This is a genomic window from Pyxidicoccus trucidator (genome assembly GCF_010894435.1).
GTDB classification, from domain to species: domain Bacteria; phylum Myxococcota; class Myxococcia; order Myxococcales; family Myxococcaceae; genus Myxococcus; species Myxococcus trucidator.
Genome location: NZ_JAAIXZ010000003.1, coordinates 737,928 through 764,035, shown reverse-complemented (window position 1 = coordinate 764,035; position 26,108 = coordinate 737,928). Strand labels below are relative to the sequence as shown.

27 protein-coding genes and 11 tRNA genes are annotated in these 26,108 nt (G+C 71.1%); 11 read left to right on the top strand and 27 right to left on the bottom strand.

What is annotated here, in order from left to right:
- Nucleotides 1–196 precede the first annotated feature (196 nt).
- Complete coding sequence (locus G4D85_RS13195; protein WP_164011672.1) at nucleotides 197–490, top strand: hypothetical protein; 294 nt, start codon at nucleotides 197–199, stop codon at nucleotides 488–490.
- Between the two features lie 88 nt (nucleotides 491–578).
- Here the strand turns inward: G4D85_RS13195 and ychF are convergent, their stop codons facing one another.
- The 6 genes from ychF to G4D85_RS13165 form a co-directional block, all read right to left on the bottom strand.
- The gene (ychF, locus tag G4D85_RS13190) at nucleotides 579–1,688 is read right to left on the bottom strand and encodes a redox-regulated ATPase YchF (protein ID WP_164011670.1); all 1,110 of its coding nucleotides are present in this window, start codon (nucleotides 1,686–1,688) and stop codon (nucleotides 579–581) included.
- A gap of 44 nt (nucleotides 1,689–1,732) precedes the next feature.
- Nucleotides 1,733–2,278: a F0F1 ATP synthase subunit B gene (atpF, locus tag G4D85_RS13185; protein ID WP_164011668.1), complete on the bottom strand. Its 546-nt coding sequence runs from the start codon at nucleotides 2,276–2,278 to the stop codon at nucleotides 1,733–1,735.
- A 122-nt stretch (nucleotides 2,279–2,400) separates the two neighbouring features.
- Nucleotides 2,401–2,631: an ATP synthase F0 subunit C gene (locus G4D85_RS13180; protein WP_164011666.1), complete on the bottom strand. Its 231-nt coding sequence runs from the start codon at nucleotides 2,629–2,631 to the stop codon at nucleotides 2,401–2,403.
- Nucleotides 2,632–2,782: 151 nt separating this feature from the next.
- Nucleotides 2,783–3,817, bottom strand: coding sequence for a F0F1 ATP synthase subunit A (gene atpB / locus G4D85_RS13175; RefSeq protein ID WP_164011664.1), 1,035 nt, complete (start codon nucleotides 3,815–3,817; stop codon nucleotides 2,783–2,785).
- Nucleotides 3,817–4,227, bottom strand: a complete 411-nt coding sequence (locus tag G4D85_RS13170) for a hypothetical protein (protein ID WP_164011662.1) — start codon at nucleotides 4,225–4,227, stop codon at nucleotides 3,817–3,819. The genes atpB and G4D85_RS13170 overlap by 1 nt, the downstream gene beginning before the upstream one ends.
- Entirely contained in the window at nucleotides 4,224–4,490 is a 267-nt protein-coding gene (locus G4D85_RS13165; RefSeq protein ID WP_164011661.1) for an AtpZ/AtpI family protein, read from the bottom strand. Before G4D85_RS13165 ends, G4D85_RS13170 begins: the two co-directional genes overlap by 4 nt.
- A 443-nt stretch (nucleotides 4,491–4,933) precedes the next feature.
- Between G4D85_RS13165 and G4D85_RS13160 the strand changes: the two genes are divergently transcribed.
- Together G4D85_RS13160 and G4D85_RS13155 are read left to right on the top strand one after the other, a co-directional pair.
- Nucleotides 4,934–5,455 carry a YbhB/YbcL family Raf kinase inhibitor-like protein gene (locus tag G4D85_RS13160; protein WP_164011659.1) on the top strand — a complete coding sequence of 174 codons (522 nt, stop codon included), beginning with the start codon at nucleotides 4,934–4,936 and terminating at the stop codon, nucleotides 5,453–5,455.
- 230 nt (nucleotides 5,456–5,685) lie between these two features.
- Nucleotides 5,686–8,328 (top strand): ATP-binding protein, encoded by a 2,643-nt coding sequence (locus G4D85_RS13155; RefSeq protein WP_275900286.1) that lies wholly within the window; start codon nucleotides 5,686–5,688, stop codon nucleotides 8,326–8,328.
- A 2-nt stretch (nucleotides 8,329–8,330) separates the two neighbouring features.
- On the opposite strand, the gene G4D85_RS13150 is transcribed toward G4D85_RS13155, so the two are convergent.
- Nucleotides 8,331–9,881, bottom strand: coding sequence for a serine/threonine protein kinase (locus tag G4D85_RS13150; RefSeq protein WP_164011657.1), 1,551 nt, complete (start codon nucleotides 9,879–9,881; stop codon nucleotides 8,331–8,333).
- Complete coding sequence (hemL, locus tag G4D85_RS13145; RefSeq protein ID WP_164011655.1) at nucleotides 9,865–11,160, bottom strand: glutamate-1-semialdehyde 2,1-aminomutase; 1,296 nt, start codon at nucleotides 11,158–11,160, stop codon at nucleotides 9,865–9,867. Before hemL ends, G4D85_RS13150 begins: the two co-directional genes overlap by 17 nt.
- A 228-nt stretch (nucleotides 11,161–11,388) precedes the next feature.
- Between hemL and G4D85_RS13140 the strand changes: the two genes are divergently transcribed.
- The 4 genes from G4D85_RS13140 to rraA all read left to right on the top strand — a co-directional run bounded on the left by G4D85_RS13140 (nucleotide 11,389) and on the right by rraA (nucleotide 15,314).
- Complete coding sequence (locus tag G4D85_RS13140) at nucleotides 11,389–12,498, top strand: hypothetical protein (protein ID WP_240359236.1); 1,110 nt, start codon at nucleotides 11,389–11,391, stop codon at nucleotides 12,496–12,498.
- Between the two features lie 5 nt (nucleotides 12,499–12,503).
- Complete coding sequence (locus G4D85_RS13135) at nucleotides 12,504–13,640, top strand: HEAT repeat domain-containing protein (RefSeq protein WP_240359235.1); 1,137 nt, start codon at nucleotides 12,504–12,506, stop codon at nucleotides 13,638–13,640.
- Between the two features lie 187 nt (nucleotides 13,641–13,827).
- On the top strand, nucleotides 13,828–14,802 hold the full coding sequence (locus G4D85_RS13130) for an aldo/keto reductase (RefSeq protein ID WP_164011653.1): 975 nt from the start codon (nucleotides 13,828–13,830) through the stop codon (nucleotides 14,800–14,802).
- A gap of 14 nt (nucleotides 14,803–14,816) precedes the next feature.
- Nucleotides 14,817–15,314 carry a ribonuclease E activity regulator RraA gene (gene rraA / locus G4D85_RS13125; RefSeq protein ID WP_164011651.1) on the top strand — a complete coding sequence of 166 codons (498 nt, stop codon included), beginning with the start codon at nucleotides 14,817–14,819 and terminating at the stop codon, nucleotides 15,312–15,314.
- A 37-nt stretch (nucleotides 15,315–15,351) separates the two neighbouring features.
- On the opposite strand, the gene G4D85_RS13120 is transcribed toward rraA, so the two are convergent.
- The 10 genes from G4D85_RS13120 to G4D85_RS13075 form a co-directional block, all read right to left on the bottom strand.
- On the bottom strand, nucleotides 15,352–16,314 hold the full coding sequence (locus G4D85_RS13120) for a hypothetical protein (RefSeq protein WP_164011649.1): 963 nt from the start codon (nucleotides 16,312–16,314) through the stop codon (nucleotides 15,352–15,354).
- A complete protein-coding gene (locus tag G4D85_RS13115) occupies nucleotides 16,311–16,706 on the bottom strand; it encodes a hypothetical protein (protein ID WP_164011648.1) in 396 nt (131 codons plus the stop codon). Before G4D85_RS13115 ends, G4D85_RS13120 begins: the two co-directional genes overlap by 4 nt.
- 10 nt (nucleotides 16,707–16,716) lie before the next feature.
- Nucleotides 16,717–17,649 (bottom strand): tetratricopeptide repeat protein, encoded by a 933-nt coding sequence (locus tag G4D85_RS13110; protein WP_164011646.1) that lies wholly within the window; start codon nucleotides 17,647–17,649, stop codon nucleotides 16,717–16,719.
- Between the two features lie 19 nt (nucleotides 17,650–17,668).
- A complete protein-coding gene (locus tag G4D85_RS13105) occupies nucleotides 17,669–18,142 on the bottom strand; it encodes a hypothetical protein (RefSeq protein WP_164011644.1) in 474 nt (157 codons plus the stop codon).
- A 17-nt stretch (nucleotides 18,143–18,159) separates the two neighbouring features.
- Complete coding sequence (locus tag G4D85_RS13100) at nucleotides 18,160–19,503, bottom strand: ATP-binding protein (RefSeq protein ID WP_164011642.1); 1,344 nt, start codon at nucleotides 19,501–19,503, stop codon at nucleotides 18,160–18,162.
- 142 nt (nucleotides 19,504–19,645) lie between these two features.
- Nucleotides 19,646–19,718: transfer RNA gene (locus G4D85_RS13095), tRNA-Val, on the bottom strand.
- Between the two features lie 8 nt (nucleotides 19,719–19,726).
- Nucleotides 19,727–19,800 (bottom strand) — tRNA-Arg (locus tag G4D85_RS13090).
- A 15-nt stretch (nucleotides 19,801–19,815) separates the two neighbouring features.
- Nucleotides 19,816–19,889: transfer RNA gene (locus G4D85_RS13085), tRNA-Arg, on the bottom strand.
- A 21-nt stretch (nucleotides 19,890–19,910) separates the two neighbouring features.
- Nucleotides 19,911–19,984 (bottom strand) — tRNA-Glu (locus tag G4D85_RS13080).
- A 110-nt stretch (nucleotides 19,985–20,094) separates the two neighbouring features.
- A complete protein-coding gene (locus G4D85_RS13075) occupies nucleotides 20,095–20,250 on the bottom strand; it encodes a hypothetical protein (protein WP_164011640.1) in 156 nt (51 codons plus the stop codon).
- 100 nt (nucleotides 20,251–20,350) lie between these two features.
- Here G4D85_RS13075 and G4D85_RS13070 point away from each other — a divergent pair, with 100 nt between their 5' ends.
- Nucleotides 20,351–21,712 (top strand): hypothetical protein, encoded by a 1,362-nt coding sequence (locus tag G4D85_RS13070; protein ID WP_164011638.1) that lies wholly within the window; start codon nucleotides 20,351–20,353, stop codon nucleotides 21,710–21,712.
- Nucleotides 21,713–21,824: 112 nt separating this feature from the next.
- Here the strand turns inward: G4D85_RS13070 and G4D85_RS13065 are convergent.
- The 5 genes from G4D85_RS13065 to G4D85_RS13045 form a co-directional block, all read right to left on the bottom strand.
- A tRNA-Leu gene (locus G4D85_RS13065) sits at nucleotides 21,825–21,898 on the bottom strand.
- A gap of 38 nt (nucleotides 21,899–21,936) precedes the next feature.
- Nucleotides 21,937–22,008: transfer RNA gene (locus G4D85_RS13060), tRNA-Ala, on the bottom strand.
- Nucleotides 22,009–22,038: 30 nt separating this feature from the next.
- Nucleotides 22,039–22,110, bottom strand: a tRNA-Gly gene (locus G4D85_RS13055).
- A gap of 30 nt (nucleotides 22,111–22,140) precedes the next feature.
- Nucleotides 22,141–22,213: transfer RNA gene (locus G4D85_RS13050), tRNA-Glu, on the bottom strand.
- Between the two features lie 100 nt (nucleotides 22,214–22,313).
- Nucleotides 22,314–22,463: a hypothetical protein gene (locus G4D85_RS13045; protein ID WP_164010604.1), complete on the bottom strand. Its 150-nt coding sequence runs from the start codon at nucleotides 22,461–22,463 to the stop codon at nucleotides 22,314–22,316.
- Between the two features lie 92 nt (nucleotides 22,464–22,555).
- On the opposite strand from G4D85_RS13045, the gene G4D85_RS13040 reads away from it, so the two are divergent.
- Both G4D85_RS13040 and G4D85_RS13035 read left to right on the top strand, forming a co-directional pair.
- On the top strand, nucleotides 22,556–23,329 hold the full coding sequence (locus G4D85_RS13040) for a helix-turn-helix domain-containing protein (protein WP_164011636.1): 774 nt from the start codon (nucleotides 22,556–22,558) through the stop codon (nucleotides 23,327–23,329).
- An 88-nt stretch (nucleotides 23,330–23,417) separates the two neighbouring features.
- Nucleotides 23,418–23,807 carry a VOC family protein gene (locus G4D85_RS13035; RefSeq protein WP_164011634.1) on the top strand — a complete coding sequence of 130 codons (390 nt, stop codon included), beginning with the start codon at nucleotides 23,418–23,420 and terminating at the stop codon, nucleotides 23,805–23,807.
- A 6-nt stretch (nucleotides 23,808–23,813) separates the two neighbouring features.
- On the opposite strand, the gene G4D85_RS13030 is transcribed toward G4D85_RS13035, so the two are convergent.
- The 4 genes from G4D85_RS13030 to G4D85_RS13015 form a co-directional block, all read right to left on the bottom strand.
- Nucleotides 23,814–23,884: transfer RNA gene (locus tag G4D85_RS13030), tRNA-Ala, on the bottom strand.
- Between the two features lie 21 nt (nucleotides 23,885–23,905).
- Nucleotides 23,906–23,981, bottom strand: a tRNA-Pro gene (locus tag G4D85_RS13025).
- A gap of 3 nt (nucleotides 23,982–23,984) precedes the next feature.
- Nucleotides 23,985–24,056 (bottom strand) — tRNA-Gly (locus G4D85_RS13020).
- Between the two features lie 104 nt (nucleotides 24,057–24,160).
- Nucleotides 24,161–24,310, bottom strand: a complete 150-nt coding sequence (locus G4D85_RS13015; protein WP_164011632.1) for a hypothetical protein — start codon at nucleotides 24,308–24,310, stop codon at nucleotides 24,161–24,163.
- A 214-nt stretch (nucleotides 24,311–24,524) separates the two neighbouring features.
- Between G4D85_RS13015 and G4D85_RS13010 the strand changes: the two genes are divergently transcribed.
- Nucleotides 24,525–25,880: a hypothetical protein gene (locus tag G4D85_RS13010; protein ID WP_164011630.1), complete on the top strand. Its 1,356-nt coding sequence runs from the start codon at nucleotides 24,525–24,527 to the stop codon at nucleotides 25,878–25,880.
- Nucleotides 25,881–26,108: the final 228 nt, after the last annotated feature.

Below are 26,108 nucleotides of genomic sequence, written 5' to 3'. Positions count from 1 at the left end.
GAGTCAAATCGTGGATACTCGGTGCGCCCGGTGAATAAGCCGTTTGACAGGCTCGCGCGTCCCGCTTCGGCCCGCCTTGACAGTCCCTGCCGGGCGCGCCCCCGCGCCTTCCCCCGAGGGAGCCGCTGTCTCCTGCCGGGCACCGCGTGCACTCCGCCGTTGGAGGCCGGGCCCGGGCCATGGAGACTGCCGCGCCGTGGACTCCCGACGCGCGTACCCTCGACTCGCCCTCGTCTCCCTGCTGGGAAACCTCTCCCTCGTTGCCTCGTGGGCGGTGCTGCTGACGCGCCCCTCGGGCTGGCAGGTGGCGGGCCCGGTGCTGCTCGTGGCCTTCCTCGTCCTGCGCGTGGGCGGCGCGTGGTTCTACGTCTCGCGCCACCCGGGAGACCCGGCCCTCGCGCGGCGCACCGCCGTCTTCACCACCGCGCTCGCCGTGGTGGCCGTGGGGCTCTGGGTCTTCACGCTGCTGCGCGGGCCCGGCGGCCTGTGACAGCGGGCCCCTGAAACGCCTCGCGGGCGCCCCCCTGACTTCAGGGAAGCACCCGCGGTGGTGTCCTGCGTGAAGCGGAGGCTCGGGGCTACACGTTGAAACGGAAGTGCATGCAGTCGCCGTCCTGGACGGCGTACTCCTTGCCTTCCACGCGCAGCAGGCCCTTCTCCTTCACGGCGGACTCACTGCCCAGCTTCACCAGGTCCTCCCAGCGCATGACCTCGGCCTTGATGAAGCCGCGCTCGAAGTCCGAGTGGATGACGCCGGCCGCCTGCGGGGCCTTGTAGCCCTTGTGGATGGTCCACGCGCGGCACTCCTGCTCGCCCACGGTGAAGTACGTCCACAGGCCCAGCAGCTTGTAGCCCTCGCGCGCCACCTTGTGCAGGCCCGGCTCCTTGAGGCCCGCGCTCTCCAGGAAGCCCGCGCGCTCCTCCTCGGGCAGCTGCTGGATTTCGGACTCCATGGCCGCGGCGAGCACCACCACCTCGGCGCCCTCCTTCACGGCCATCTCCCGCACCGCCTTCACGTGGCGGTTGGCCTCTTCCTTCCCAATCTCCGACTCGCCGATGTTGGCCACGTACAGCACGGGCTTGTCGGTGAGCAGGAAGAGGTCGCGGATGACGGCGCGCTCCTCTTCGTTCAGCTTCTGCGCGCGCACGGTGATGCCGGAGTCCAGGTTGGCCTTGATGCGGTCCAGCAGCGCCAGCTCCGCCTTGGCCTCTTCCGCCGCCTTGCCCCCCAGCTTGGTGTTCTTCTGGGTGCGCTCGCGGCGCTTGTCGACGGTCTCCAGGTCCTTGAGGCACAGCTCCGTGTCGACGACGTCCCTGTCCCTCACAGGGTCCACCCCGCCCTCCACGTGGGTGACGTTGTCGTCCTCGAAGCAGCGCAGCACATGCAGCACCGCGTCCACCTGGCGGATGTTGCCGAGGAACTGGTTGCCCAGGCCCTCGCCCTTGGACGCGCCACGCACCAGGCCGGCGATGTCCACGAACTCGAGCGAGGTGGGCACCTTCTTCAGCGGCTTGATGAGCTCGGACAGCTTGTCCAGCCGCGGGTCCGGCACGGGCACCACGCCCACGTTGGGCTCAATGGTGCAGAAGGGGTAGTTGGCCGCCTGCGCGCCAGCGGCCGACAGCGCGTTGAACAGGGTGGACTTGCCCACGTTGGGAAGCCCGACGATGCCGATGGATAGAGCCATGGTGATTCCCTGGAACGCGCGCGCCCGGGGCGCGCTTCCCCGAACTAGGCGGTGCGACGCACGGCGCCGGTGCCCGCCACCGGCAGGCCCTGCACGAACTGGTCAGCCAGCGCGCGGTGCTTGCTGTCGTCCATGCGCTCGTTGATGAGCTTGCTGGCCACTTCAATCGACAGGTCCACCGCCATGGAGCGGACCTCGGCGATGGCCTTGGTCTTCTGCTCCTCAATCTCGCGGCGCGCGGACAGCTTGAGCTCCTCGGCCTCCTTGCGGCTCTTGGCCATGAGCTCCTCGCGGAACTTCTCCATCTCCTGCTGGTTGCGGCGCACCGCGTCCGCGGCCTCCTGGCGGGCGGTGACGGCGGCGCGCTTGGCCTCGGCCAGCATCTCCTCGGCCTGGTGACGCTCGCGCTTGGCGCTCTCCACGGCGTCGGAGATCTGCTTCTCGCGCTCCTGCACCAGCGACAGGATGGGCCCCCACGCCTTCCAGCGCAGGACGACCATGACGAGCAGGAAGGTGACGATGGTCCAGAAGATGAGGCCCGGACGGACCTCCACGAAGGAGCTGGCGGCGAGGACGGAGGGCAGGAACATGGCGTGTCCCGTACGTGAAGGTGTGAGGGCTTGAAGCAGCGGGTGCGACGGGTGCTACGGGGTGATGCGGGGCCGGCGCCCGCGGAAGAACTCCCGCGAGCGCCAACGCCCTACCTGCTCGACTACGTCTTGACGGCGAGCAGAACGCAAACGACCAGCGCGAACAGCGTGGCGCCTTCGATGAGGGCCGCGGCGATGATCATGGTGGTGCGGATGTCACCACCGGCGGCCGGCTGACGGCCCGTGGCGTCCATGGCGGCGGCGGCGAGCTTACCGATGCCGAGCGCGGCACCGATGATGGAGAGGCCGGCGCCGATACCGGCGGCGAGGAAGGCGAGAGCGACGTTGGTCATGGGAGCACTTCTTCTTTCGTAGGCGATGACCCGCTTGTGGGGGGGTCGGTTTCATCCCTTTGGGGCTACCTCCGGCGACCTTTCGAATCGCCGGGTCTTCAACCGGGGCGCCGTGCTTCGCGCGCCCCGTCAACTCGTGGGTGCGACGGCCTCAGTGGCCCATCGCGTGGGCCTTGCCCTCGGCGTGGCCGCCCTCTTTGTGGTCGTGGGCGTGCCCGTGGTCGTCACCGTGGTGGCCCATGGCCACGCCCATGCCGATGAACAGCGCCGACAGCATGGTGAACACGTAGGCCTGCACGAAGGCGACGAACAGCTCCAGCAGGTAGATGCCGAAGGCGAACGGCACGCTGATGATGGCCACCGCCGGGTGCTGGAGGATGAAGATGAGGCCCAGCAGGAAGAAGATGACGATGTGGCCCGCCAGCATGTTGGCGAAGAGACGGACGGTGAGGGCGAAGGGCTTGGTGAACAGGCCCAGGAACTCCACCGGAATCATGATGGGCCACAGCAGGGGGTGCACGCCGCCCGTCAGGTGCGCCAGGTAGCCGCCGAAGCCCGCCGCGCGGATGCCGGCAAGCTGGGTGACGACGAAGGTGCACACCGCCAGGCCGCAGGTGACGGCCAGGTTGCCGGTGGCGCTCGCCATCCAGGGGAACAGGCCCAGCAGGTTCATGAAGAGGATGAAGAAGAACGCGGTGAGCAGGTAGGGCACGTAGCGCGGGCCCTCCTCCTTGCCGATGTTCTTGATGGCCAGCTCGTCACGGACGAAGAGGACGAGCATCTCGAAGAGGTTGGCCCCGGTGCCGCGCGGCACCAGCTTCGTCTTGTCGCGGTTGCTCCAGATGAGGATGGAGCCGATGAGCAGCACCGCCGCCAGCCACATCATCACCGTGTGCTTGGTGATGGAGAGGTCCAGGCAGCCGGCGCCCAGGCCCGGAGTCACCTCGCCGTGGTCCGTCATCACCGGCGTGCAGGCCCCGTCCTTGAAGGGGACGAGAATCTGCGGCAGGTGGAGGGTGATGTGGTCGTGGCTGAGCGGGACTTCAATCTCCAGCTCATGCGAGTCGGAGACGTGGTGGAGGATGTAGGCGGCCACGTCCTCCTTCTCGCCCTCGGCCGCCGGCCCCGAAGAGGCCCACGCCACCGCCGCGAACAGACTGGCGAACAGCACCATTGCCTTGCGCATCACTCGTCTCCGCCCGCCGCGCCCTTGGACGCGGCCATCACGTAGCTCACTTCAATCCACTGCAGCGCGAAGTAGACGCCGAAGAAGCCAGCGACGAACGGCACCGCCGACAGGCCCCGCGACACCACTCCCAGCAGCCCGACCACCACGCCCAGGGCCCGAAGGCCAAACACGATTCCCACCACCGTCAGCGCGGACTTGAGGTCGCGCTTCACCGCCCTGCGCTTGAGCCCCAGCGCCACCACGCCCGTCACCGCCGCCAGCCCCACGCCCCAGCACGCCGACACCCGGTCCTCCACCACCTTCGGCAGCAGGGCCGCCACCGCCGCCCCCACCACCATCACCCCCGCCGCCAGCGCCGCGTGCGGCCGGAAGGGGTCCGCCGCGCCACCACCGTCCCGCGCCTTCACTTCCGCTTCCCCAGTCGGGTCATCGCTCGGAGGAACCCGTAGAAGCCCACGCTGATACCCACCAGGCTCAACGCCACCAGCAACCAGGGCGTCGTCCCCAACCACTTGTCCAGCCAGTAGCCGCCCAGCACGCCCACCACCGCCCCACCCACCAGCTTCCACACCGCGGAGATGTAGGGCTCCGCCGCCCTCATCTCGCGAGCCGTCGTCCCCAGCTCGCTGCCGTCCGAACCACCCGAGCTCCGCGGCTCCTTCTCCGCCATTCGGACGCCTCCCCAAACCCCGGGAAAACCTCGGGTTTCCTGCACCTGACCAACCCCTGCCCCAGCACGCGCGGGCGCCGCTTAGCACCGAATACGCGGCACACGCAACCGCTACCATCCGGACCTGGACACCTGCCCACAGCGGCGATTGCGGCATCCGCAAGCTCAGCTATCGCGATCTGCCGGGAAGGGGGTGGAAACCGCCGCGCCCCCTCTGTCGGCCCGGGTAGGAGCCGGGCGGAGCGCCGCTCCTCCGGCCGCCCTCCGGGCGTGTGTGCCCCCCAGAAGCCCCGGCAATGCCACCAGAGGAGGAACGGCGCCCGGCAGGCCGCTCCGTCCCCCCGGTACCCGCCGCGCTGGCGGTTGCCCCGTCGCTCCTCGTCGCCCGGGGGCGCGCGTCGCCAGCTTGCTCCTGGAACCCCACACGCTTCTCGGAGGACTCCATGCCGAAGCCCCTCGTGCTCACGTCCCCCCGCTTCAAGGACGGAGACCTCATCCCCATTGCCTACACCGGCGAGGGCGATGACCTCTCCCCTCCCCTGCAGTGGGCGAACCCGCCGGCCGGGACGAAGAGCCTGGCGCTCATCGTGGAGGACCCGGACGCACCGGACCCGCGCAACCCCCAGATGACCTGGAGCCACTGGGTCGTCTACAACATCCCCCCCGGGACGCAGGCCCTGCCCGAGGGCGCCAACCCGGATGTCTTCCCCCCGGGGGTGCTCCAGGGGATGAACGACTTCAACCGCCAGGACTACGGCGGCCCCATGCCGCCCGTCGGCCGCCACCGCTACTACTTCCGGCTGTACGCGCTGGACACCCTGCTGCCCGACCTGGGCCGGCCCACGCGCGTGGACCTGCTGGAGGCCATGGACGGCCACATCCTCGGTGAGGCGGAGCTCATCGGCCTGTACCAGAAGCTCCACCACCGGGGCGCGGAGTGGAGCGCGGGCGGAGCGCCCCGCTGAGCCACGAGCGGAAGTGACGCCTGGAAGGCCCCCCGCCCCGCGCTCGCGGAGCGGGGCCGGCCAGGCCGACATGCACGGTGGCGGGAGGCGGACTCCCACTCCCAGTACGGATTGCCCCGGGAAGCTAGTGGAAACCCCCGAGGCGCTCCTCCCCCTGTTGTGGGCTGGTGGGCGAAGCAGGTCGTCCCCCCTACCGTCCGGCGGGCAGGCGGTGGAAGAGTCGGGATGCCGTGACTGCCGCCCCCACCCACCTCCAGCACGTCCCCTACAGCGCCTTTGATGCGATGCCCGTGGGTGTCTGTGTCATCCGGGACCTCCGCTTCGTGTACCTGAACGACAGCCTGGTGACGTTCCTGGGACGCTCGCGCGAGGCGCTCGTGGGGCAGCCTTTCGTCTCGGCGCTGGAGGAGGACAGCGCGGCGGAGCTGGCCGGGCGGCACGCGCGGCGGATGCGGGGTGAGCACGTCCCCACCACCTATGAAGCGACGGTACGCACCGCGGCGGGAGACCGGCGGACGGAGATGACTGTCATCCCCAGCGGCCAGGACTGGGTGGTGATGGTGCGGGATGCGACCTCGAGAAGCCTGCGCCGCGGGGTGCTCCACCGGCTGGCGGAGCTGGGCGCGGGGCTGCCCTCGCTGCGCACCGAGGGCGAGGTGCTGCGTCGGGTGTTCTCCGGGCTGGAGGAGGTGGGGCTGGGCTTCGCGTGGCTCTCCGTCGAGGGCGCGGGTGTGCGGCTGGGACAGACCTTCGTGCCGCCCGGCATGGTGCTCCCGGAAGCGCGCGCCCTGAGCGGGCGGTGGGTGCGGGACGTGGTGGGCCAGTGGACCCCGCTGCTGCAGCGGGTGTGGCGCGAGGGAGGGGCCTACTCGGCCGAGCTGCCGCAGGAGGCCTCCCACTTCCTCGACGGGGCCCTGGCGGACGAGGTGCGCGTGGGCCTGCAGCGGGCGGGGCAGCCGCACGTCATCGCGGTGCGCATCGACGTGGAGGGCCAGCCCCGGGCAATGCTCGCGCTGGGGGCGGACTGGCTGCGCGAGGAGGAGCTGCCGTCGGTGCGGCTCTTCGGCGCCCAGGTGTCCGCGGCGCTGGACGCGGCGCTCACCATCTCCCGCCTGTCGGCGCAGAACACGGCGCTGGCGGCGCTCAACCGGCTGGCGTCGGAGGCCGCGTCGGCGCCGCACCCGCGCGCCTTCTTCGGCCCGGGCACCGCGGAAATCGTCGACCTGCTGGGCTGTGACGCGGTGGCCCTGCTGCTGCCGGTGGAGAGCGCGCACGAGCTGGAGATGGCGTACGCGCGCGGGCTGGAGGACGGCTCGGAGGAGCACTTCGCCCACCTGTGGCAGGCGGGCGGCCTGTGCGCCCAGGCGCAGCGCGAGGGCACCCCGCTGGAGCGCGACGCGAGGTCCTGCCATCCCCTGCTGCGCGAGGAGCTGGAGCGGCAGGGCTTCCACACCGTGGTGGTGGTGCCGCTGCGGGTGCGCTCGCGGGGCGTGGGCACGCTCACCGTGCTGTTCCGCGAGCGGCGGCCGCTCACCCCGCTGGAGCGCGAGACGCTGCAGGCCATGGGCAGTCACTTCGCGGCGGCCATCGAGTCCCACCGGCTGCTGCACGAGCTGCGCGGGCGCGCCGAGGACCTGGCGCTGCTGCACGAGGTGGCCAAGGCGCTGGCGGCCACGCTGGAGCTGGACAAGCTGCTGGCCACCGGTGTCACCAGCCTGTCGCGCATCGTCGACACGCCGGACGCGTACGCGCTGCTGCCGGACGCCAGCGGCGAGTGGCTGCATGTGCGCTCCGCGACGGGCGGCCACCCGGAGCTGCTCGGCACGTCCATGCCCCTGCTGCCGGCCTACACCTCCCTGGCGGCGATGGCCTTCCACTCGCGCGAGGCGGTGCTGGTGGAGGACGCCGAGGCCGACCTGCGCGTCAACCCGGAGCTGCGGCGCGCGGCGGGCGCGCGGGCCTACCTGGTGCTGCCGCTGGTGGTGCACGAGCGCCCGGTGGGCGTGCTCATCGCGGTGGAGACCCGGTGGGCGCGGCGCTTCACGCCCTCGGAGGTGGAGCGGGCGAGCGCCATCGCCAACCAGCTCGCGCTGGCGCGGGAGGGCGCGCGGCTGGTGGAGGACCTGAAGGCGAGCTACGTGGAGCTGGCGCGCACGCAGGCCCAGCTGGTGCGCCGCGAGCGGCTGGCGGCGCTGGGCGAGCTGTCCGCGGTGGTGGCCCACGAGGTGCGCAACCCGCTGGGCGCCATCTTCAACTCGGTGGCGTCCATCCGCCGCATCATCGGCCCGGACAGCCCGGCGTTGCCGCTGGTGGACATCGTGGGCGAGGAGGCGGACCGGCTCAACCGCATCGTCGCGGACCTGCTCACCTTCGCGCGGCCGCCCGCGCCGCACCCCTACGCGGTGCCGCTGTCGCCGCTGGTGGAGGACGCGGTGCGCGGCGCGCTGGCCGAGGCGGCCGGCAAGGTGCGCGTGGAGCTGGACTTGTCGGACGACGTGCCGGCGGTGACGGTGGACGAGCGAATGATGCGCCAGGCCTTCCTCAACCTGGCCATCAACGCGGTGCAGGCCATGCCCCAGGGCGGCATGCTGCGCGCCAGCGTGCGGCACCAGCCGGGCGAGCCCGAGGTGGAGGTGCGGTTCGCCGACAGCGGGCCGGGCATCTCCCCGGAGGTGCGCGCGCGCATCTTCGAGCCCTTCTTCACCACCAAGGCCAAGGGCACCGGCCTGGGCCTCGCGGTGGTGAAGCGCATCATCGAATCGCACCAGGGCCGGGTGTCGCTGGAGTCGCAGCCGGGGCTGGGCACCACCTTCCGGCTCTACCTGCCGCTGGACGCGGCGGCGGCGCAGGCCGCGCTGCTCGAAGGCACCTGACGCTACGGCTGTCCCAGCGCCCAGGCCACGCCGAGCCCCACGGCACACGCTCCGGCGAAGATGCCCGCGGCGAGCAGCGCCCGCCGGCTCCGCGAGCCCGCGCGTGGCTCCTGCACCGCGGCCTCGTCTTCGCCGGTGATGGCGCGGACCAGCTCCATCCGCCGCGCCTCCACGGAGGCCGCGTCCACCGGCTGGGAGAGGTCCACGCCGAAGCCCACCTGCGTCTCGCGCGTCACGGGACGTGGGGGAAGGGCCTTCGACGCGGTGGCCCGGGCGGCCTCGGCGCGCGCGATGGCCCCCAGCACCTTCGAGACCTCCAGGGCCTCGGTGGCCACGGCGTCCGCCCCGCCCTTCCCCACCCCTGGCACCTTCGACGCCTCCAGGGCCTCGGTGACCTCCGCGTCCGCCCCGGGCGTTTTCACGCCATACAGGGTCGTCTTGCCAGCGGCGCCCTGCTCCGAGGGCACGAAGTCCGCGGGCGTTTCGATGCCGCTGTGCTCGAAGGCCAGCGCGTTGGGCGGGGTGAGCACGGCGGCCAGCTCCTGCTCGGTGCGCGTGCGCGACGCGTCCTCGCGCAGCAGCTCCTGGAGCGCCTTCTCCTCCGCCACCTTCTCTCGCGGGAAGGCGCTCTCCAGGAGTCGCGCGATGTCCGCGTCCCCCACGCCCGGCGTCAGCTTCAGCTTGAGCCGGGCCAGCTCCGAGCCCATGGCCGCCGCGTCCGGGAAGCGGCGCTCCGGCTCGGACGCGAGCGCGCGCATCAGCAGCGCATCCACGCTGGTGGGCACGCCCTGGCGGAAGTTGCCCGCCGGCTCCCACGTCGGGTACGCCGCGCGCCGCCAGCGCTCCACCGGGTCTCCCCGCTGCGCCAGGGGCCGCCACGCGACGAGCTCCCACAGCAGCGCGCCCGCCGCGTACACGTCCGCGCGACGGTCCACGAAGCGCTTTCGCGCCTGCTCCGGCGACATGTACGTCAGGTTGCCAATCACCACGCGCGGCGCTGTCTGCTGCTCCTTCAGCGTGGACTGCGCCGCGCCGAAGTCGATGATTTTCACTTCACCCGCGTAGCTGAGACACACGTTGGCGGGGGACAGGTCCCGGTGCACCAGGTGCAGCGGGTGGCCCTCCTCGTCCTTCGCGTCGTGCGCGTAGGTGAGGCCCTCGCACAGCCGCTGGCCCAGGTGCAGGAGGACGCCCAGCGGTATCGTCCTGCCGAGCTGCCGCAGCCGGTACGCCAGCCGGCTGAGCGTCTTGCCCTGCACGTACTCCATGGACAGGTAGAGCTGCCCGTCCACCTCGCCCATGGCGTACACGCGGGCGATGTTGGAGTGGGACAGCCGCACCATGACGCGGGCCTCGTCGCGGAAGCGGCCGACGAACTTCGGGTCCGCCATCAGCTGCGGGAGCACCTTCTTCACCACGCACGCGCGGCGCTGCGACTCCTCACGCGCGAGGAACACCTCGCCCATGCCCCCGGCGCCAATGCGGCGCACGAGGGTATAGGGACCGAAGCGGAGGGGCCCCGCGAGGGGCTCCGGCTCAACCGGTCTTGCCAAGCGAGCGGAAGGCCTTTCTCGCCGCCGCGAGCACGTGCGCGACTTCCGGCTCGCCAATGGCCAGCGATACGAACGCCGCCTCGAACTGGCTCGGCGGCAGGTAGACGCCCTCGTTCAGCATGGCGTGGAAGAAGCGCCCGAAGCGCGCCGTGTCCGCCTTCTTCGCGGTGGGGTAGTCGTAGACGGGCTCGCTGGTGAAGAACACGGTGAGCATGCTGCCCACGCGGTTGACGGTGACGGGCACCTCCGCGGCCTTCGCCTCGGCGGCGAAGCCCTCGGCCAGCATGCGGCTCACCTCCTCCAGCCGCTTGTAGGTGCCAGGGGCCGCCAGCGCCTTGAGGCACGCCATGCCCGCGGCCACCGCCACCGGGTTCCCGGACAGCGTGCCGGACTGGTACACCGGCCCCGCGGGCGCCACCTTCGACATGATGTCGGCCCGGCCGCCGTACGCGCCCAGCGGCATGCCACCGCCAATCACCTTGGCCATGGTCGTCAGGTCCGGCTTCAGCCCGTACACCTCCTGCGCGCCGCCGCGTGCGAGCCGGAAGCCCGTCATCACCTCGTCCAGCACGAACAGCACGCCGTGCTTCTGGCAGAGCGCCTGCAAGCCCTCGAGGTAGCCCGGCTTCGGCACCAGCACGCCCATGTTGCCCACCACGGGCTCGATGATGGCGCAGGCGATGTCCTTGCCCTTCTCCGCGAAGAGGCGCTCCACCGCGGGCAGGTCATTGAAGGGCGCGGTGAGGGTGAGCTTCGCCAGCGCCTGCGGCACGCCCGGCGAGTCCGGCAGGCCCAGCGTCTCCACGCCGCTGCCCGCCTTCACCAGGAACGGGTCTCCCGCGCCGTGGAAGCAGCCCTCGAACTTGAGGATGTGCTCCCGGCCGGTGAAGCCGCGCGCGACGCGGACGGCGGCGACGGTGGCCTCGGTGCCGCTGGAGACCAGGCGCACCATCTCCACCGCGGGCATGGTGGCGCAGATGAGCTCCGCGAACTCCACCTCGCCCGGGGTGGGCGCGCCGTAGGAGGTGCCGCGCTTCGCCGCGTCGATGACGGCGTCGACGATGGGCGGGTACGCGTGGCCGAGGATGAGCGGACCCCAGCTTCCCACGAGGTCGACGTAGCGGTTGCCATCCACGTCCGTGAGCCACGCGCCGGCGCCCTCACGGAAGAAGACGGGGTCTCCACCCACCCCGCGGAAGGCGCGCACCGGAGAGTTCACTCCACCCGGGATGCGCGCCTGCGCGCGGGCGAAGAGGGCCTGACTGTGAGCGTGGTTCATGACGCGTTCCATAACACGCGGCACGCTCCCTCCCCCGCACCCTCATGCCCGCCCCCATGCCCACCGCTTCTCCGTACCGTTGGCGCACGATTATGGACACTCTCCGCCGGGACGGAAGAAACAGTCTTCTCCGCAATTCGTACTAGATTGGACTCTTCCAGTGGGCGCGCTCCGAAGCGTCGGCGGGCTCGCGGGCGTGGTGCGACAGCCAGAGGAGGACGCGTGGGGATGATGCGGGCGGTGGGCACGGTGGCCCGCCTGGTGGCCGGTGCGGCGGGCACACGGAAGGTGGTGGCGCGTGGTCCGCTCGCGCTCGCTGTCCTCTGCCTCGTCACCCTGCCCGCCGTCGCGCAGTCCGCGCGCACGGGCCCCGGGGCGGAGCAGCGCATGCCGCGCCTCACCTGCCGGGCGGGCTATCTGGACTTCGAGTCCGTGTACGGCCTGGAAGGCGTGCGCGCCGCCATCCGTCAGGCGCTGGAGCAGAACGACGCTGCCGCGCTCACCTTCCTCACCGAGCGCCTCGCCGAGGTCATCGGCCAGGACGCGAGCGCCGCGCTCCAGGTCGTCACGTGGGCGGACACCGCCACCGAGCCGGAGCTGTCCGTGCTGCTGCAAGGCGTGCGTGGCGCGGAGGCGGTGAGGGACGCGCGCGTGGTGGAGCGCCTCTTCGGCATGGCGGAGGGACACTCGGACCCGGGCCACCAGACGCAGGCGCTGGTGGCGCTGGAGACGCAGCCGCGTCTGGACGGGGCGGCGATGGACCGGCTGGCGACGCTGGCGAAGAAGGACTCGCGGGTGACGAGCGTGGCCATGCACGCGACGCGCACGCTGGGCCGGGTGATGGACAGCGACTTCAAGAATGCGGGCGCGGTGACGCCGTACCTGGCGCGGCTGCTGGACATCGCGCGCGGCTCCGGCGAGGACGACGTACGCACCCTCGCGGTGGAGATGGCCACGTACCCGGCGGCGCGCCTGGATGACGCGCCCGTGCGGGAGCTGGCGAAGCTGCTGCGCGATGACCCGGACGCGGACGTCCGGGAGCTGGCGGCGCTGGTGCTCTCCACCGGGCGAGACACGGACGTGGTGCTCCAGCACTTCGCCGAGGCGTTCCGCGCGGAGACGTCCCTGTGCGTGCGGTGGGCCATCCTCCGCTACACCCTGAGGGCCGGCGGCGCGGCGGCGCTGCCCCAGGTGAAGGAGTACGCGCGGCAGGACCGGCGCCTCGAGCAGGACTACGCGGACTTCAAGGCGCTCTATGACGCGGGCCACACGGACTTCGACCGGCTGTGGCTGAACAAGCGGATGCGTCACCGGTGCCCGGAAGAGGCGGGGAATTGAGCGCCATGGCGGACACGCGAAGGAAGCTGGGGTGGGCGCTCGCAGCAGTGGTAGTGCTCGGGGTGGCCGCGGCGGGCTGGCTGCGGTGGGGCCGGGACACGGAGGCGCCCACGAAGACTGTGTCTCGCGCTGAGCCCGACGCGGGCGGGGCGAGCGCCTCCAGCGAAACAGGACAGGACGCGGCCACCGTGGCGCGCACGGTGCCCCCGGATGCGGAGCCGCTGAAGGCGGTGCCGTGCGAGCTGTCGAGCCTGCTGGACGAGTACCGCAAGGGCCGGTCGTCCCCGGCCTACCGGCGCTACGTGCGCGAGCAACTGCGAGGCCTGGTGGAGTCGCTGCCCGAGGAGACGCTCTGGTCCCGTCTGCTGTCGGAGCGTGACTCGGAGCTGCTGGCGGTGGTGGCCGAAGCGTGGGTGCTGCGCTACTCGCTGGACGGCAGGCCCGCGGTGCTGGAGCGGCTGGTGAACCACGTGGGCGAGGAGCGAGACCCGGCGCTGCGGGCCACGCTGGTGCGAGCGCTGGCGCACACGGGCGAGCCCTCCACGGAGCTGCTGGGCGTCCGCGTGCTGAAGGGCCGCGACGTGTACGGTGACTGGGTGAAGGACCCGGCGCCCGCGGTGCGCGAGGCAGTGGTGGAGAACTTCCGTGAGGAGGCCGCGCGCAACTTCGGCCGCTTCCGGGGCGTTGCCGAGAAGGCCGTGTCCCTGGCAACGGTGGCGGAGGACCCGGCTACGGCGGCGGCGCTGCTCACGTCCACGTCCATCGAGGCGGCGGGGGGCGCTTCAGTGGCGCAGGTGCGCAAGCTGCTCCAGACCTCGGAGCACCCGGAGGTGCGCGCCGCCGCTGCCCGGGCGCTGGGCACCTCGCCAGTGTCGCAGCTGTCGGAGAGCCTGGACGCGCTCGCCGCGCGCTACGTGGGAGAGACGGATGCGGGTGTGCGTGGCGCGCTGCTGGAGTCCATCTCACGGCTGGGACTGTCACAAGCGGTGCCGGTGCTGCAACGGCTGCGAGGCGTGGACCCGGCGATGCAGGCGCAGGTGGATGGCTGGCTCGCGCTGCTGGCGGAGCGGCCGCAGACCTGGGAGTTGCTGGACAAGGCGCGGCGTGCAAGGGATGCGCAGGCGCAGTCGGCACGTCCGTAGGCCCCTCCCGTCCGCCCCTGGACAGCTGCTCCGTCCGGAACGTCCATCAGCGGAATGACGGTTCCTTCCGCTGGTAGCCCGCCCGGAAAGCGAGGCACCGGCGCACCCGCTCCTTCTATTTTTCGCTCGCAACCCCGGTCGGGGCCGGGCATCCGGGAAGGACCACACCGGGCAGGGAGAGACGCGCATGACGCAGAAGACGGTGGAAGCACACAAGGCTCTCGGGACAAGCGGACTGAAGGTCTCTCCGCTGTGCCTGGGTGGGAATGTCTTTGGCTGGACCTGCGATGAGGCCGCCTCGTTCGCGGTGCTCGACGCGTATGTCGAGGGCGGCGGCAACTTCATCGACACGGCGGACGTCTACTCGCGCTGGGTGCCGGGCAACAAGGGCGGCGAGTCGGAGACGATTCTGGGGAAGTGGCTGACGTCCCGCCGTGCGAGAGACCGCGTGGTCATCGCGACGAAGGTGGGCGCGCAGACCGAGCGCGGCACCGGCCTGGGACGCGAGCACATCCTCGCCAGCGTCGAGGACTCACTGCGCCGGCTCCAGGTGGACACCATCGACCTGTACTACGCGCACTACGAGGACCCGAAGACGCCACCCGAGGAGACGATGGCAGCCTTCGACTCGCTCGTGCGCTCCGGCAAGGTCCGCGCGCTGGCCGCGAGCAACCACACGCCACAACGGCTCACCGAGTCCCTGGAGGCGTCACGGCGCGGCGGGCTCGCCCGCTACACGGTGTTGCAGCCGGAGTACAACCTGGTCTCGCGGTCCGCCTTCGAGGGAACGGTGCGGGACTTGTGCGAGCGCGAGGGCCTCTCGGTGGTCCCCTACTACGGGCTCGCGTCCGGCTTCCTCACCGGCAAGTACCGCAAGGGACAACCGACGCCACCGTCTCCTCGCGCGGCGGGAGTGCTGAAGAAGCATGACAACGCGCGCGGCTGGGGCGTGCTGGAGGCGATGGACCAGGTGTCCAAGCGCCATGGCGCGTCGCTCGCGCAGGTGGCGCTCGCGTGGCTGGGCGCCCAGCGCACCGTCGTCGCTCCCATCGCGAGCGCGACTTCGCCCGAGCAGGTGAGGGACTTGCTCGGTGCGTTCAGGTTGCGACTGGGGGAGGAGGACCTCCGCGCGTTGGAGGTTGCGTCGTCACGAGAGGCTTGAGCAGGCTCGGCGCCATGAGCGACTCCACGGACCTCAAGACGGCCGACCTCTGTGACGAGCACGCGGGCTCCGCGCAGTTTCAAATCGCCGAGCCCGGCTTCCTCGACTACGGCGGTCGCCGAAGCTTCTCCGGACCCATCAGCACGGTGCGTGCGCCCGAGGACAACTCCCTCGTGCGCAAGGCGCTGGAGGAGCCCGGGCAGGGCCGGGTGCTGGTGGTGGATGGCGGAGGCAGCCGCCGCTGCGCGCTGGTGGGGGACATCCTGGCCGCGCTCGCGCAGAAGAACGGCTGGTCAGGCGTGGTGGTGAACGGCTGCATCCGTGACGCGGAGGTGGTGGGCCGCACCGCCCTCGGCGTGAAGGCGCTGGGCACGCATCCGCTCAAGAGCAGCAAGCGCAACGAGGGCCAGCGCGATGTGGAGGTGCGCTTCGCCGGAGTCACCTTCACGCCCGGCCACTTCCTCTACGCGGACGCGGACGGCATCGTCACGTCGGAGAAGGCTCTGCGCTGAGACAGTTGGAGCCCGGCGCCCGGAGGCCGGCGCACGCCTATCCGCGCCGCCACCACCGCTTCCGCGCCGCCCGCACGTCGGACCAGTCCACCAGGCAGTCCTGCACGTTCTCCTGGCCGCGCTGGGCGTCGGGCATGTCGCCGGACTCCACCCGGGCAATCAGCTCCGGCAGCCGCTCATAGAAGGTGGGCGAGCGGTACTGCGGGTGCAGCGTCCACAGACCGGGTGCAGCGCCCTGGAAGTCCAGCCGCCACAGCCCTCGTTGGACGAGGGTCCGGGTGATGAGGTTCTCCGGCTCGCGGTAAGGCGGATTGCCGGCGCGCAGCGCGCGCAGCACGTGGATGGGGGGCGCCAGCCGCGCACGCAGCGGCCCCACTCGGCGCACGAAGGCCTCGCGGTCCATGAAGAAGACGCGGCTGCTGAAGCGCCGGTAGCGGAAGGCTCCGGGGACGCGCCCGTCCGGCTCGAACCAGCGCGAGCTTCCCGCCACCGTGCCGTCCGCGCGCGGAGGTCCCGCGAGCGGGCTGCAGCTCACCAGCTCCTCGCGCGAGGCGAGCTGCGCCTCCGCCTCCGCCATCCACGTCCGCGAGCCGCCCCCGATGAGCATGTCCGCGTCCAGGTGCAGCACATGCCGGTGCGCCGCCGACGCCAGCCCGAAGAAATACGAGTGGTACGGCCCGCCGCGCGAGTCCTTCATCGGCAGCCGGCTTCCGCCGAAGAACTGCTCCGACAGGGCCCGCGTCGTCGCTGGCGAGTAGTCCACCTCCACCACGCGGATGCGCGAGTCCGCGGCGGACAGCTCCGACAGCAACCGCTCCATCTTCGGCTTCCGCTCCAACCACGCCTCCGCGAAGCGCGCGCCCTGGCTGCGGTGCAGGTCCACCACCAGCAGCACCTCCTGCACGGAGGGGCCCAGTTGGCGGAGCTGGTGCGGAAGGATGAGGCGCGCGTGCGGAAAATCCGTGGGCGCGAGGTTGATTTGCAGGGTGACGGGACTCAAGGCGTGTCCAGCACGAACACCTGCTCGGCCACGTCCGGTGCCAGCGCGAGCCGCAGCGTATCTCCACAGCAGATGCCCGCGGGCATCTCGGGGCGAGTCTCCCAGCGCCGTCCCCGCGCGCCATACCGCACCAGGATGGGTAGACCCGCGCCCGCGCCCGAGATGGGGAGCGGGAGCTGGTGCCGGGCCGCGGGGCCCAGCATGCCGACGGTGTGCACCCGCCCCGCCACCACCAGCTCCACGTCCTGGAGCACCTCACCCGTGGAGCCGTTCACCACCACCACCTGCACCGGCGACCACAGCCAGCGCTGGGCGACGTACGGCAGCGCGCAGCCCACCACGAGGAAGGCGCCTCCCCAGGCCATTCGAGTCCTCACCTCGCGCCAGTCCATGCCGTTCTCCTCAGAACTCCGCCTTGAGCCGCACGCCAGCCAGCTCCTGCCGGAGCATGCGCTGGAACACGCTGGGGGCCACCCAGCTATACGCCACCACGCCCAGCCACACCGTCTCCACCACCGTGGCGCCGCCCTCCGAGCCCAGGTCCTCGGCGCCCAGCGCCGCCACGCGCGACAGGACGTAGGCCACCAGCAGCACCAGCGTGGCGCGCGTGCTGCCCAGCGTCTCCATCCAGGTGTTGTAGCGCCACCACAGCCCCAACCACCAACTGCGCCGGGCCTGGAGGGCCACCATCAACAGCAGGGCTTGAGAGCTCGTCGCTTCCTGGCGCAGCGCCCACACCGCGTGCTCATGGGCCGCGTCCAGGTGTCCGCGCCGCAGCAGCACGTGGCCCATCAGCACCAGGCCGCCCGGGTGCTCGGGGGTGAGCACCAGCGCCTCGCGGGCCCGGCGCTCGGCTTCGTTCAGGTCCCCTCGCTCCAGCGCCTCGTCACCCAGCTCCACCAGCGTATCGGGGTCCGCCGCGTTGAGACCGAGCGCGTGCAGCAGCGCCTCGCGCGTCTCCGCGCGCCGGCCCTGGACGCTCCGGAGCTGGGCCTTGAGCCGCCACCACGCGGGCTCCTCGGGCTCCAGGTCCAGCAGGAGCGCCACGTGCTCCTCCGCCTCCTTCAGTTCGCGGCGCAGCAGCGCCACGACGGCCAGCGCGTGGTGGCCCGAGGGCAGGTGCGGGTCCAGCTTCAGCGACTCGCGCGCCTCGTACTCCGCGGCGTGCAGGCGCTTCTGCCTCACCAGAACAATGGCCAGCAGCGCGTGGGCTTCCGCCAGCATGGGGTCCTCGGACAGCACCTGCCGGACGGTCCGCACCGCGCCGTGCAGGTCCCCTCGCTCCAGCTGCCCCCGCGCGAAGGGCAGCAGCCGGTCCGCGCTCGTCAGCTCCATGAGTCCGCTCCCTCGCGCGTCACCATGCGAGCGCCCGCCAGAACGCGTTGCCGAACAGCCCCAGCACGTACTGATTCAGCACCGCGCCGACAATCACCAGCGGCACGCCGTTGCGCACAGGCCCGTCGAAGTACTCGTACAGGCTGAAGGCGGGCTGCTGGAGGTTGAGGAGCCAGTAGCCCAGCCCCAGCCGCAGCACCGTCATCCCCAGGAAGAAGTAGCGCAGCGAGCTCTCCGGCAGCCCCGACTTGCGATACAGCAGCAGCAGGAAGATGAAGAGGCCCAGCTTGAGGGGCGCGGACAGCAGCACCACCGTCAGCTCGCGGCGGCGCGTGGCGCTGCCCATGGCCATGCCGTTGAAGGCGAACCACGGCATGGCCAGCCAGCTCCCCGCGAACATCATCGCGAAGAAGGGCCAGAGCGGGTTGACCACCCACTTCTGGAGGGCACCCGGCCGGGGCTCGTCGATGATGGCGTAGGAACTCGCACGCATCCGCGTCGTCTCCGGGCTCAGGACTTCCCGTTGGCCTGGAGGAACTCCAGGACCTCGTCGTACTGGCCACCCTCGTTGGCGTAGCGCGCGTAGTTGCGCGCGGTGGTGAGCCACTCCAGCACCGTGGGCTTCACCTCGCGCAGCGCCGCCTTGAGGTCCTCGTCGCGCAGCGGCGACTCCGTGCCCGCGTCCAGGGAGCGCTCAATCGCCAGGTCGCTCGCCGTCTCCACCACGTGGGACAGGTCCGCGCCGGAGAAGCCCTGGGTGCGCTGGACGATGAAGTCCAGGTCCAGGCCCTCGTCCTGCGGCCGCCCCTTGAGCGCCAGCTTGAGGATGTCGAGGCGCGCGGGCGCGTCCGGCGGGGGGACGAAGAAGACGCGGTCGAAACGGCCGGGTCGGCGGAAGGCCGGGTCGATGGCCCACGGCGTGTTGGTGGCGCCCAGCACCAGCACCCCGGAGTTCGCCTGCGCGAAGCCGTCCATCTCCGCGAGGAACTGGCTGACCAGCTTGGCGCTGGAGCCTTCGCGGCTGAACTGGCGCTTGGCGGCGAGCGCCTCGATTTCGTCGAAGAAGAGGACGGCCGGCGTGCTCTGCCGCGCCTTCTCGAAGAGGGCGTGCAGCTTCCGCTCCGACTCGCCGATGTACATGTCCAGCACGTCGGAGATGACGACGTTGAGGAAGAGCGCCTTGCACTCGCCCGCCGTGGCGCGCGCCAGCAGCGTCTTGCCGCAGCCGGGAGGCCCGTACAGGAGGATGCCGCCACCGGCCTTGCGGCGGAAGCGCTCGAAGAGGCTGGGCTTCTGGAAGGGCTGGATGATGCGGCGGTTGACCTGCTTCTTCACCTCTTCCAGGCCGCCCACGTCCGCGAAGGTGAGGGGCGGCAGCGGCGAGGCCATCGCGTGCGCCACGTCCTCCTGGGTGGTGTCGTCGTTGGAGATGACCCGCAGGCGGGGTCCACCCTGGGGCGTCTGGGCCTCCACCACGCGCACGGACAGGCGCGAGCGCAGCTCCACGTCCTCCAAGGTGGCGTTGGCCGTCACCGCGCGCTGGTAGGCGGCGCGGGCGGGCTCCAGTTCCTCCAGCGCCAGGTGCGCGCGGGCGGCCCACAGCGCCTGCTCGGCGGTGGAGCCCTGGCAGAAGAGGAGCGCGCGGCGCGCATCGCCCGTGCCGAGCAGCACCTGGGCGCCGACATGCCGGTCCTGCTCGGGCAGGTGCTCCGGCGGACGGGGGCCGAGCAGCTCACGCGCGGCGGGCAGCTCTCCCCGGGTGAGGTGGGAGCGCAGCAGCAGCGCCAGCAGCGGGCCGTTGTCGGGGCTTGCCGCGAGGGCAGCCTTCAGCGAGGCGAGGGTCGCGTCATCCATGGTCAGGTGCCCTTCCCTTGCCACACCCGGGGCATCAGACACAACCGGAGCAGGGTATGAGGTTGCCGTGACTGGGGCGTGACCCGCACTGTACGTGCAACGCCCACCGACAGTCATTGCAAGGGATTGGGCAGACGCGGAGTGCACGCCCCGGGGATCGAACCCGGCGAAGTCGGTACGTCAGACCGATGCCGTCTCCAGCTGGCTCGGCGTGCATGACATGTGGCCCTGGCAGGAGTCGAACCCGCGGCCTCTCGGTTCGCAACCGAGTGCTCTCATCCACTGAGCTACAGGACCTGAATTCAAGACATGTGGCCCTGGCAGGAATCGAACCTGCGGCCTCTCGGTTCGCACCCGAGCGCTCTCATCCGCTGAGCTACAGGACCAGACACAGCAACTGCATGGAGTGCCCCGTACGGGATTCGAACCCGTCTTTCCGCGTTGAGAGTGCGGTGTCCTCCGCCGAATAGACGAACGGGGCATGGAGGTGCTGCGAAGGAAGGGACCCGGAAATGCGAGAGGCCGGGTCCCCTCTGTGGGAGCCCGGCCTCTGGCCTCATCGCGCCCTGTCAGCAGACGGGGCGCGGAGACTCAGAATCCGGGTGGGCTGTCACGGAAGGAAGCGATTCCGTCCAGCCAGTCGAGCTCGGGCTCCGGCTCGGGGTCCGCGGCCAGAACGGTGAAGCCACGGACGAGGTCATCGCGACGGTCGGAGTTGCTCAGGTGGGTCAGCGTCATCGGGGTCATGGTCACCGCTCCTTTCAGAGGGAAATGACGGAGCGGCGCACCTATTCCTGACAGTCGGGCGGTTTCGTCCAGGGGCCGCCGTGCCCTACGATCTCCGCCCATGAGCTCGCTGACGCTTCCCACCGACGCCCTCATCCTCACGTACGACAAGATGGACGGCGTCGGCACGCTGCGGACCGCGCAGGGGGTCGAGCTCCGCTTCGGGAAGTCGGCCTGCACGGACTTCGTCCCCGAGCCAGGAATGACCGTGTGGCTGGTGGAGACGAAGCCGGACCCGCTTGGCAAGGGTGAGCGCGCCAAGGTGATGAACCGCTCCGGCCGCGTGGAGAAGGACCGGCTCACGCAGATAGAGGAAGAGCACGACGCGTCGGATGCCGCCTACGAGCGGGAGGTGGCGCTGCTCGAGGAATTGGGCCTTCCGGGCGAGGAGACCGAGCCGTCGGACTACGCGACGCTCTCCCCCGAGGACCTCGTGCGCCTGGCAGCGGGCGTCATGGAGCTGCGGCGCACGTCGCGGCTCTTCGAGGAAGGATTCACCGCCCTCACCGAGCTGGCCCCTTCCCTCCTGCACCCGTACCTCGGTGAGCTGTCCCATCAGCATGAGCTGGAGTCGCTGGCCTGGACGGACGCGCCCTCAGGGGCCATTGCCCACCTCATGGCCTGGCTGGTCACGGACTGGCATCCAGGGGAGCAGATGGGGCTGGCGGACCCGGTGGCCGCGGCGGCGCTGGCGCTCGCGCGCTCCGGACGCGACGAGGCACTGCGCGCGCTCGAGGCGTGGGTTGGGGCACTCGATGCGGTGGCCCAGCATGAAGCCCTGACCGGGCTGCGCCTCGCGAACGTGGTGCGCCGCACCTCCGGGACGCTCGCGCGCAACTTCACGCCCGCGTGCCTGGAGGTACTGCCGGAGGAGCCTGACGACGACGACGACGACGACGCGCTGCCGGAGGCGCCGGTAGCGCATGGAACGCTCTGGCGCCCCATTCCCGACGCGGCCTGCATGAAGTGCGGCAGCGGACTGGTGGACGCGCTCCAGCTCGACGGTGACAGCGCGGCGTATGGCATGCCGTGGCCCGGGCGCCTGCCCACGTGCCTCACCTGCCTCACCATGGGCGGGACGGTCCACATCGAGTTGTCCCAGGAAGGCGCGGTGTGGAGCATGGGAGCGGACCGCACCTCCCAGCACGCCCGGACCGTGGAACCTCCCGAGCCGCAACCGGTTGCCTTCGCACCCGGACGCACCTGGCGGAGCATCATGATGAGCGACGGGGAGCGGCTCCACAGGCTGGGCGGAGCACCGTCCTGGGTCGAGTACCCGGAGGCGCCACCGTGCCCGCGCTGCAACGAGCCCATGCATGCCGTGGGTCAGGTCCGGGACGAGGAGGCCCTCTTCTCCGACGTGGGCATGCTGTACGGCGTCTCGTGCGAGGCGTGCCGCATCATCAGCACCTTCTCGCAGTAGGACTGACGCCAGGAAGAGCGCTCCGACAGGGAATCGAACCCTGTTCACACGGTAGACGGCCGTGCTGCGATCCAATCGCATCCCGGAGCAGGAAACAGACTACGAACTGCCATGCCGCGAGCGGGATTCGAACCCGCAACCTCTGCATTCTGAAGGCAGCGCCTCTACCAATTGGGCTACCGCGGCGTTGTGCGACGACTGCGACTACAACTGCGACTGCTGAATGGAGCCGCCGGGGATTGAACCCGGGACCTCTCGGATGCGAACCGAGCGCTCTCCCGCTGAGCTACGACCCCATGTCTGTGATTGCTGCTGTCCTGCGCTAGAGCGGTCGGCGGGAGTTGAACCCGCGTTCTCCTGAGTGGCGCTCAGGGGCCTCACCTCTCGGCCACGGCCGCATGTGCTGCGAACTGCGTGTGTTGCGTGAGTGCCCCGTACGGGAGTCGAACCCGTCTTCCCGCATAGAGAGTGCGGTGTCCTGCGCCAATAGACGAACGGGGCGAGGGGTGCTGCGGTGACCCGGAAAAGCGAGAGGCCGGGTCCCCTCTGGGAGCCCGGCCTCTGGTCTCTTCGTGCCTCGTCGTCAGACGGGCGCGGAAGGTCAGAGTCCGGGTGGACTATCGCCAGCGATATCTCCCAGCATCGCGGCATCCAGAGCGGTGAACAGGCCAGCGAGCGCGAGCGCGTCGATGCCGATGACAAGGTTGTTCAGTTCGGGATTCATCGGGCTCGTCAGGTTCGCCGTGTTCATGTTCACCGCTCCTTTCAGCGAAAATAGACGCGCGTGATAATCCATCCCTGACATGCGGTGGACGGGTGAGCGATGACGGCCGGAGGTACGTGATGACGGGCTATGAGGAGTGGGCACCGCCCGCCTGCCTGGCGGAGGCGGTGGACGCCTTCTGGCGATTCACCGGCCCGCCCCGCGCCGCGGGCACCGGGACGCGTCCCCAGCGCATCCTCCCGGACGGCTGCACCGACCTCATCTTCCAGTTCCACGCGGCGAGCGGCCCGACGTGGCTGGCCGACCCGAGGCTGGTCGTCGTCGGCCCCATGGAGCGCTTCGCCCTCGTCGACGTCACGCCCGGAGCGGTGAGCTTCGGCGTCCGCTTCAAGCCCGGCTGGGCGCTCCCCCTGCTCGGCGTGAGCCCTCGCGAATTGTGCGGGCTCAACGTCTCCGTGGCGGACTGCGCGCCGGACTTCACGGAGCTCCAGCGGCGGCTGGAGGACTGTCCCTCCCCGGTGCACGCCCTGTCCCACCTCCAGCAGGCCGTCGCCTTCCGGCGGGCGGCGCTCCGGGGCGAGCCGCGTCCCCGCGCCGCCCGGGCCCTGCGCCAGCTCCAGGCCGCGGGAGGACAGGTGCGCATGTCCGAGCTGGCGCGGACGCTGGGCGTGAGCGAGCGCACCCTGCACCGGGACGTGCTGGACGAGGCCGGCGTGCCGCCGAAGCTGCTCGCCCGGGTGCTCCGCTTCCAGCGGGCCGTGACGCTGCTGCGCTCGGGGGGAGGCGAGGACCTGGCGTCCGTGGCGCTCGCCTGCGGGTACTCGGACCAGGCCCACCTGTCGCGCGAGGTCCGCGACCTGGCGGGCGTCACCCCCACCGCGCTCGCCGGATGAGCCCTGTCCGATTCCTTCAAGACAGGCCCGTGCGCACCGTGAGAACAACCCCGCACGCTGCTTCACCCCTACACCGGAGTGCTCCACCATGAAGCTCGGCTACGTCATCCTCTACGTGCAGGACGTGCCCGCCACCGTCGACTTCTACGAGAAGGCCTTCGGCCTGCAACGCCGCTTCCTCCACGAGAGCAACATGTACGCGGAGATGGAGACGGGCGCGACGGCGCTGGCCTTCGCGGCGGAGGGCATGGCGAAGGACAACGGCCTCACCGTGCGTCCCAACCGGGTGAAGGAGGACGCGGCCGGAGTGGAGGTGGCGCTCGTCACGCCGGACGTGCAGGCCGCCTTCGAGCGCGCGGTGAAGGCCGGCGCCCGGCCCGCCCAGCCTCCCAAGCAGAAGCCCTGGGGGCAGACGGTGGCCTACGTGCGGGACATCGACGGAGTGCTCGTGGAGCTCTGCACGCCGATGTCCGCTTGAGTCGAGTGGAACCACCGGGAATCGAACCCGGATCTCCCGGAAGCCAGCCGGGTGCTCTCCCTTTGAGCCATGGCCCCGATGAAGCAGGGTGTTTCGAGTCGGGATGACTGGATTCGAACCAGCGACCTCGCGCACCCCAAGCGCGCGCTCTTGTCCAAGCTGAGCTACATCCCGATAAGCAGTCGGCGGGAGTCGAACCCGCGTGTTCCTGAGTGGCGCTCAGGTGCCTCACCTCTCGGCCACGACTGCGTGTGCTGCGGCTGCGTGGACCCGGAAACGACAAGAGGCCGGGTTCCCCTGTGGGAGCCCGGCCCCTGCTCACCGCGCCTCGTCAGGTGACGGGGCGTGGCGGGTCAGGTTCCGGGCGGTTCACCGCCAGCGGCGGGACCCACGGGCGCGGGTGCAGGAGCGGTGGCCAGACGGGCGGGCTGGAGCGCGTCGATGCCGATGACAAGGTTGTTCAGCTCGGGGTTCATCGGGCTCATCAGGTTCGCCGTGTTCATGGTCACCGCTCCTTTCAGCGAAGAGTGACGCGCCGGAAACGCCACGCCTGACACGGGGGATTTCCCTTCCACCGGTTGCCCTCCCGGCCAGGAGCTCCGCCGGGCGCCGGACACCCCCGGCCCCCGGGGCTGACCGGCGGGGGAAATGGGGGTAAGAGGAAGGGAGGGTCGCCACACCCCCAGGCCGAAGGGACCTCGGGCGACCCTCCCCCCAATGAAGACCGCCCGCCCCCTGCTCGCGTTGACAGCCCTGCTGGCCCTCTCCGGCTGTTCGGGCTCCGACTCCCCCTGCAGCGCCATGCCCATCTTCAGCGGCACCACGCCCCGCCCGGAGTCGTTCCGGGTGGGCGCCGAGGCGACGTTCGAGGTCCCCGCCGTCCAGACCCAATCCTGTGACGACACTGCCGAGTCCCAGTTTCCGGAGAGCGTCACCGCGACGGTGTACGACCCGGGCAACCACATCCTCCCCTCCGAGGTGATGCTGCGCCATGGCGGAGCGATTGCCACCGTCCGCTTCACGCCCCGGACGACCGGCCGCCACCACGTCCTCGTCGCCTTCGCCCCCGTGGGCAGCGTCCAGCAGCTCGGCGCCTATGTGGCGGGGGACTGGAGCGGGAACAACTCCGCCATCGTCCTGCCGCTGCCCCGCTGTACGCAGCTGGACCGCACCACGCGGGGCACCTGGCTGTGTGACGGGGCGGCGCTGCGCGAGCCGAGCGGACGCGTGGTGCGGCTGGGCACCTCCTCCATCCCCCCCGACGTGGCCGTCTCGGGCAACGTCGTCTGGGTGGTGGGTGAGGGCCGGGTGCGCCGCTTCGTGGACACGGGCACCGAGCTGGAGCTGACCGGCTCGCTGCTGCTCGGCACGGCGGCGCCGGTGCGGGTCGTCCAGAGTCGCCTCGCCTCGGAGCACGAGCTGTGGGTGCTCGATGACCAGCGCCTGCACCGCTTCACCTTCTCGGACACCGGCGTCCTCGCCGCCGCTGGCGCCACCTCGTGGACGGCGGGCGACGAGGCGATTCTCGGCACCGACGGCGTGGTGGGCCTGCTGGTGCGCGAGTCCCTGGACCGGGTGCTGGTGGTGCGGATGCGGCAGCGGCCGAACAGCCAGGCGTGTCCGTACCAGCTCGGACCTGACGGGGCCTTCGCCCCCACGGGTGCGCCCTGCCTGGCCCTGCCGGGCACGCCGGTGGGCCTCGAGGAGGGCGTGGTGTGGACGCGCGTGGGCGAGCCCTTCCAGGCCACCGGCCAGACGCTGCACCGCTGGGTGCTCTCGGGCGGGTCGCTGGCGGAGCAGGGCACCCTGGTGTTGGACTCGCCAGCGGACGCGGTCGACGCGGCGCTCCGTCCGGGCTTCGTCCTCCCTGACATCCGCCTGGGCATGCTCGCGGGTGCGACTTCCGTGCTGCCAGTGGGGTCTTCCGTGCAGAGCCCCCTGGGCCTGGAGCGGCTGCCCACCAGCGCGAGAGCCCCCCGGGAGCTGCGTGCCCTCTCCCCCCGCTTCTACTGGGAGGGCGACACCCTGCAGAGCAACGGCAGCACCAAGGTGTACGAGCGGCCCGCCGGCTGACGTCCGGCTGCCTTCCGTGGAGGTGCCTCCCGCCGGCCCGCCAGGGTGGGTGGCAACGCGCGCCTCCGCCACCACCTTTGTCAGGGTGTGGGCAGCAGGGAGGCACGGGGCCAATGAGCGAAGCTCGGCCGGAAGCGTCCCCTCGTGGGCAGGCGGCGCATGAACCGCTCGAGGGCTCTTCCGGCCCCCGGGAGGAAGAACGCCCTCCCCTGCTCCTCGTGGAGCCTC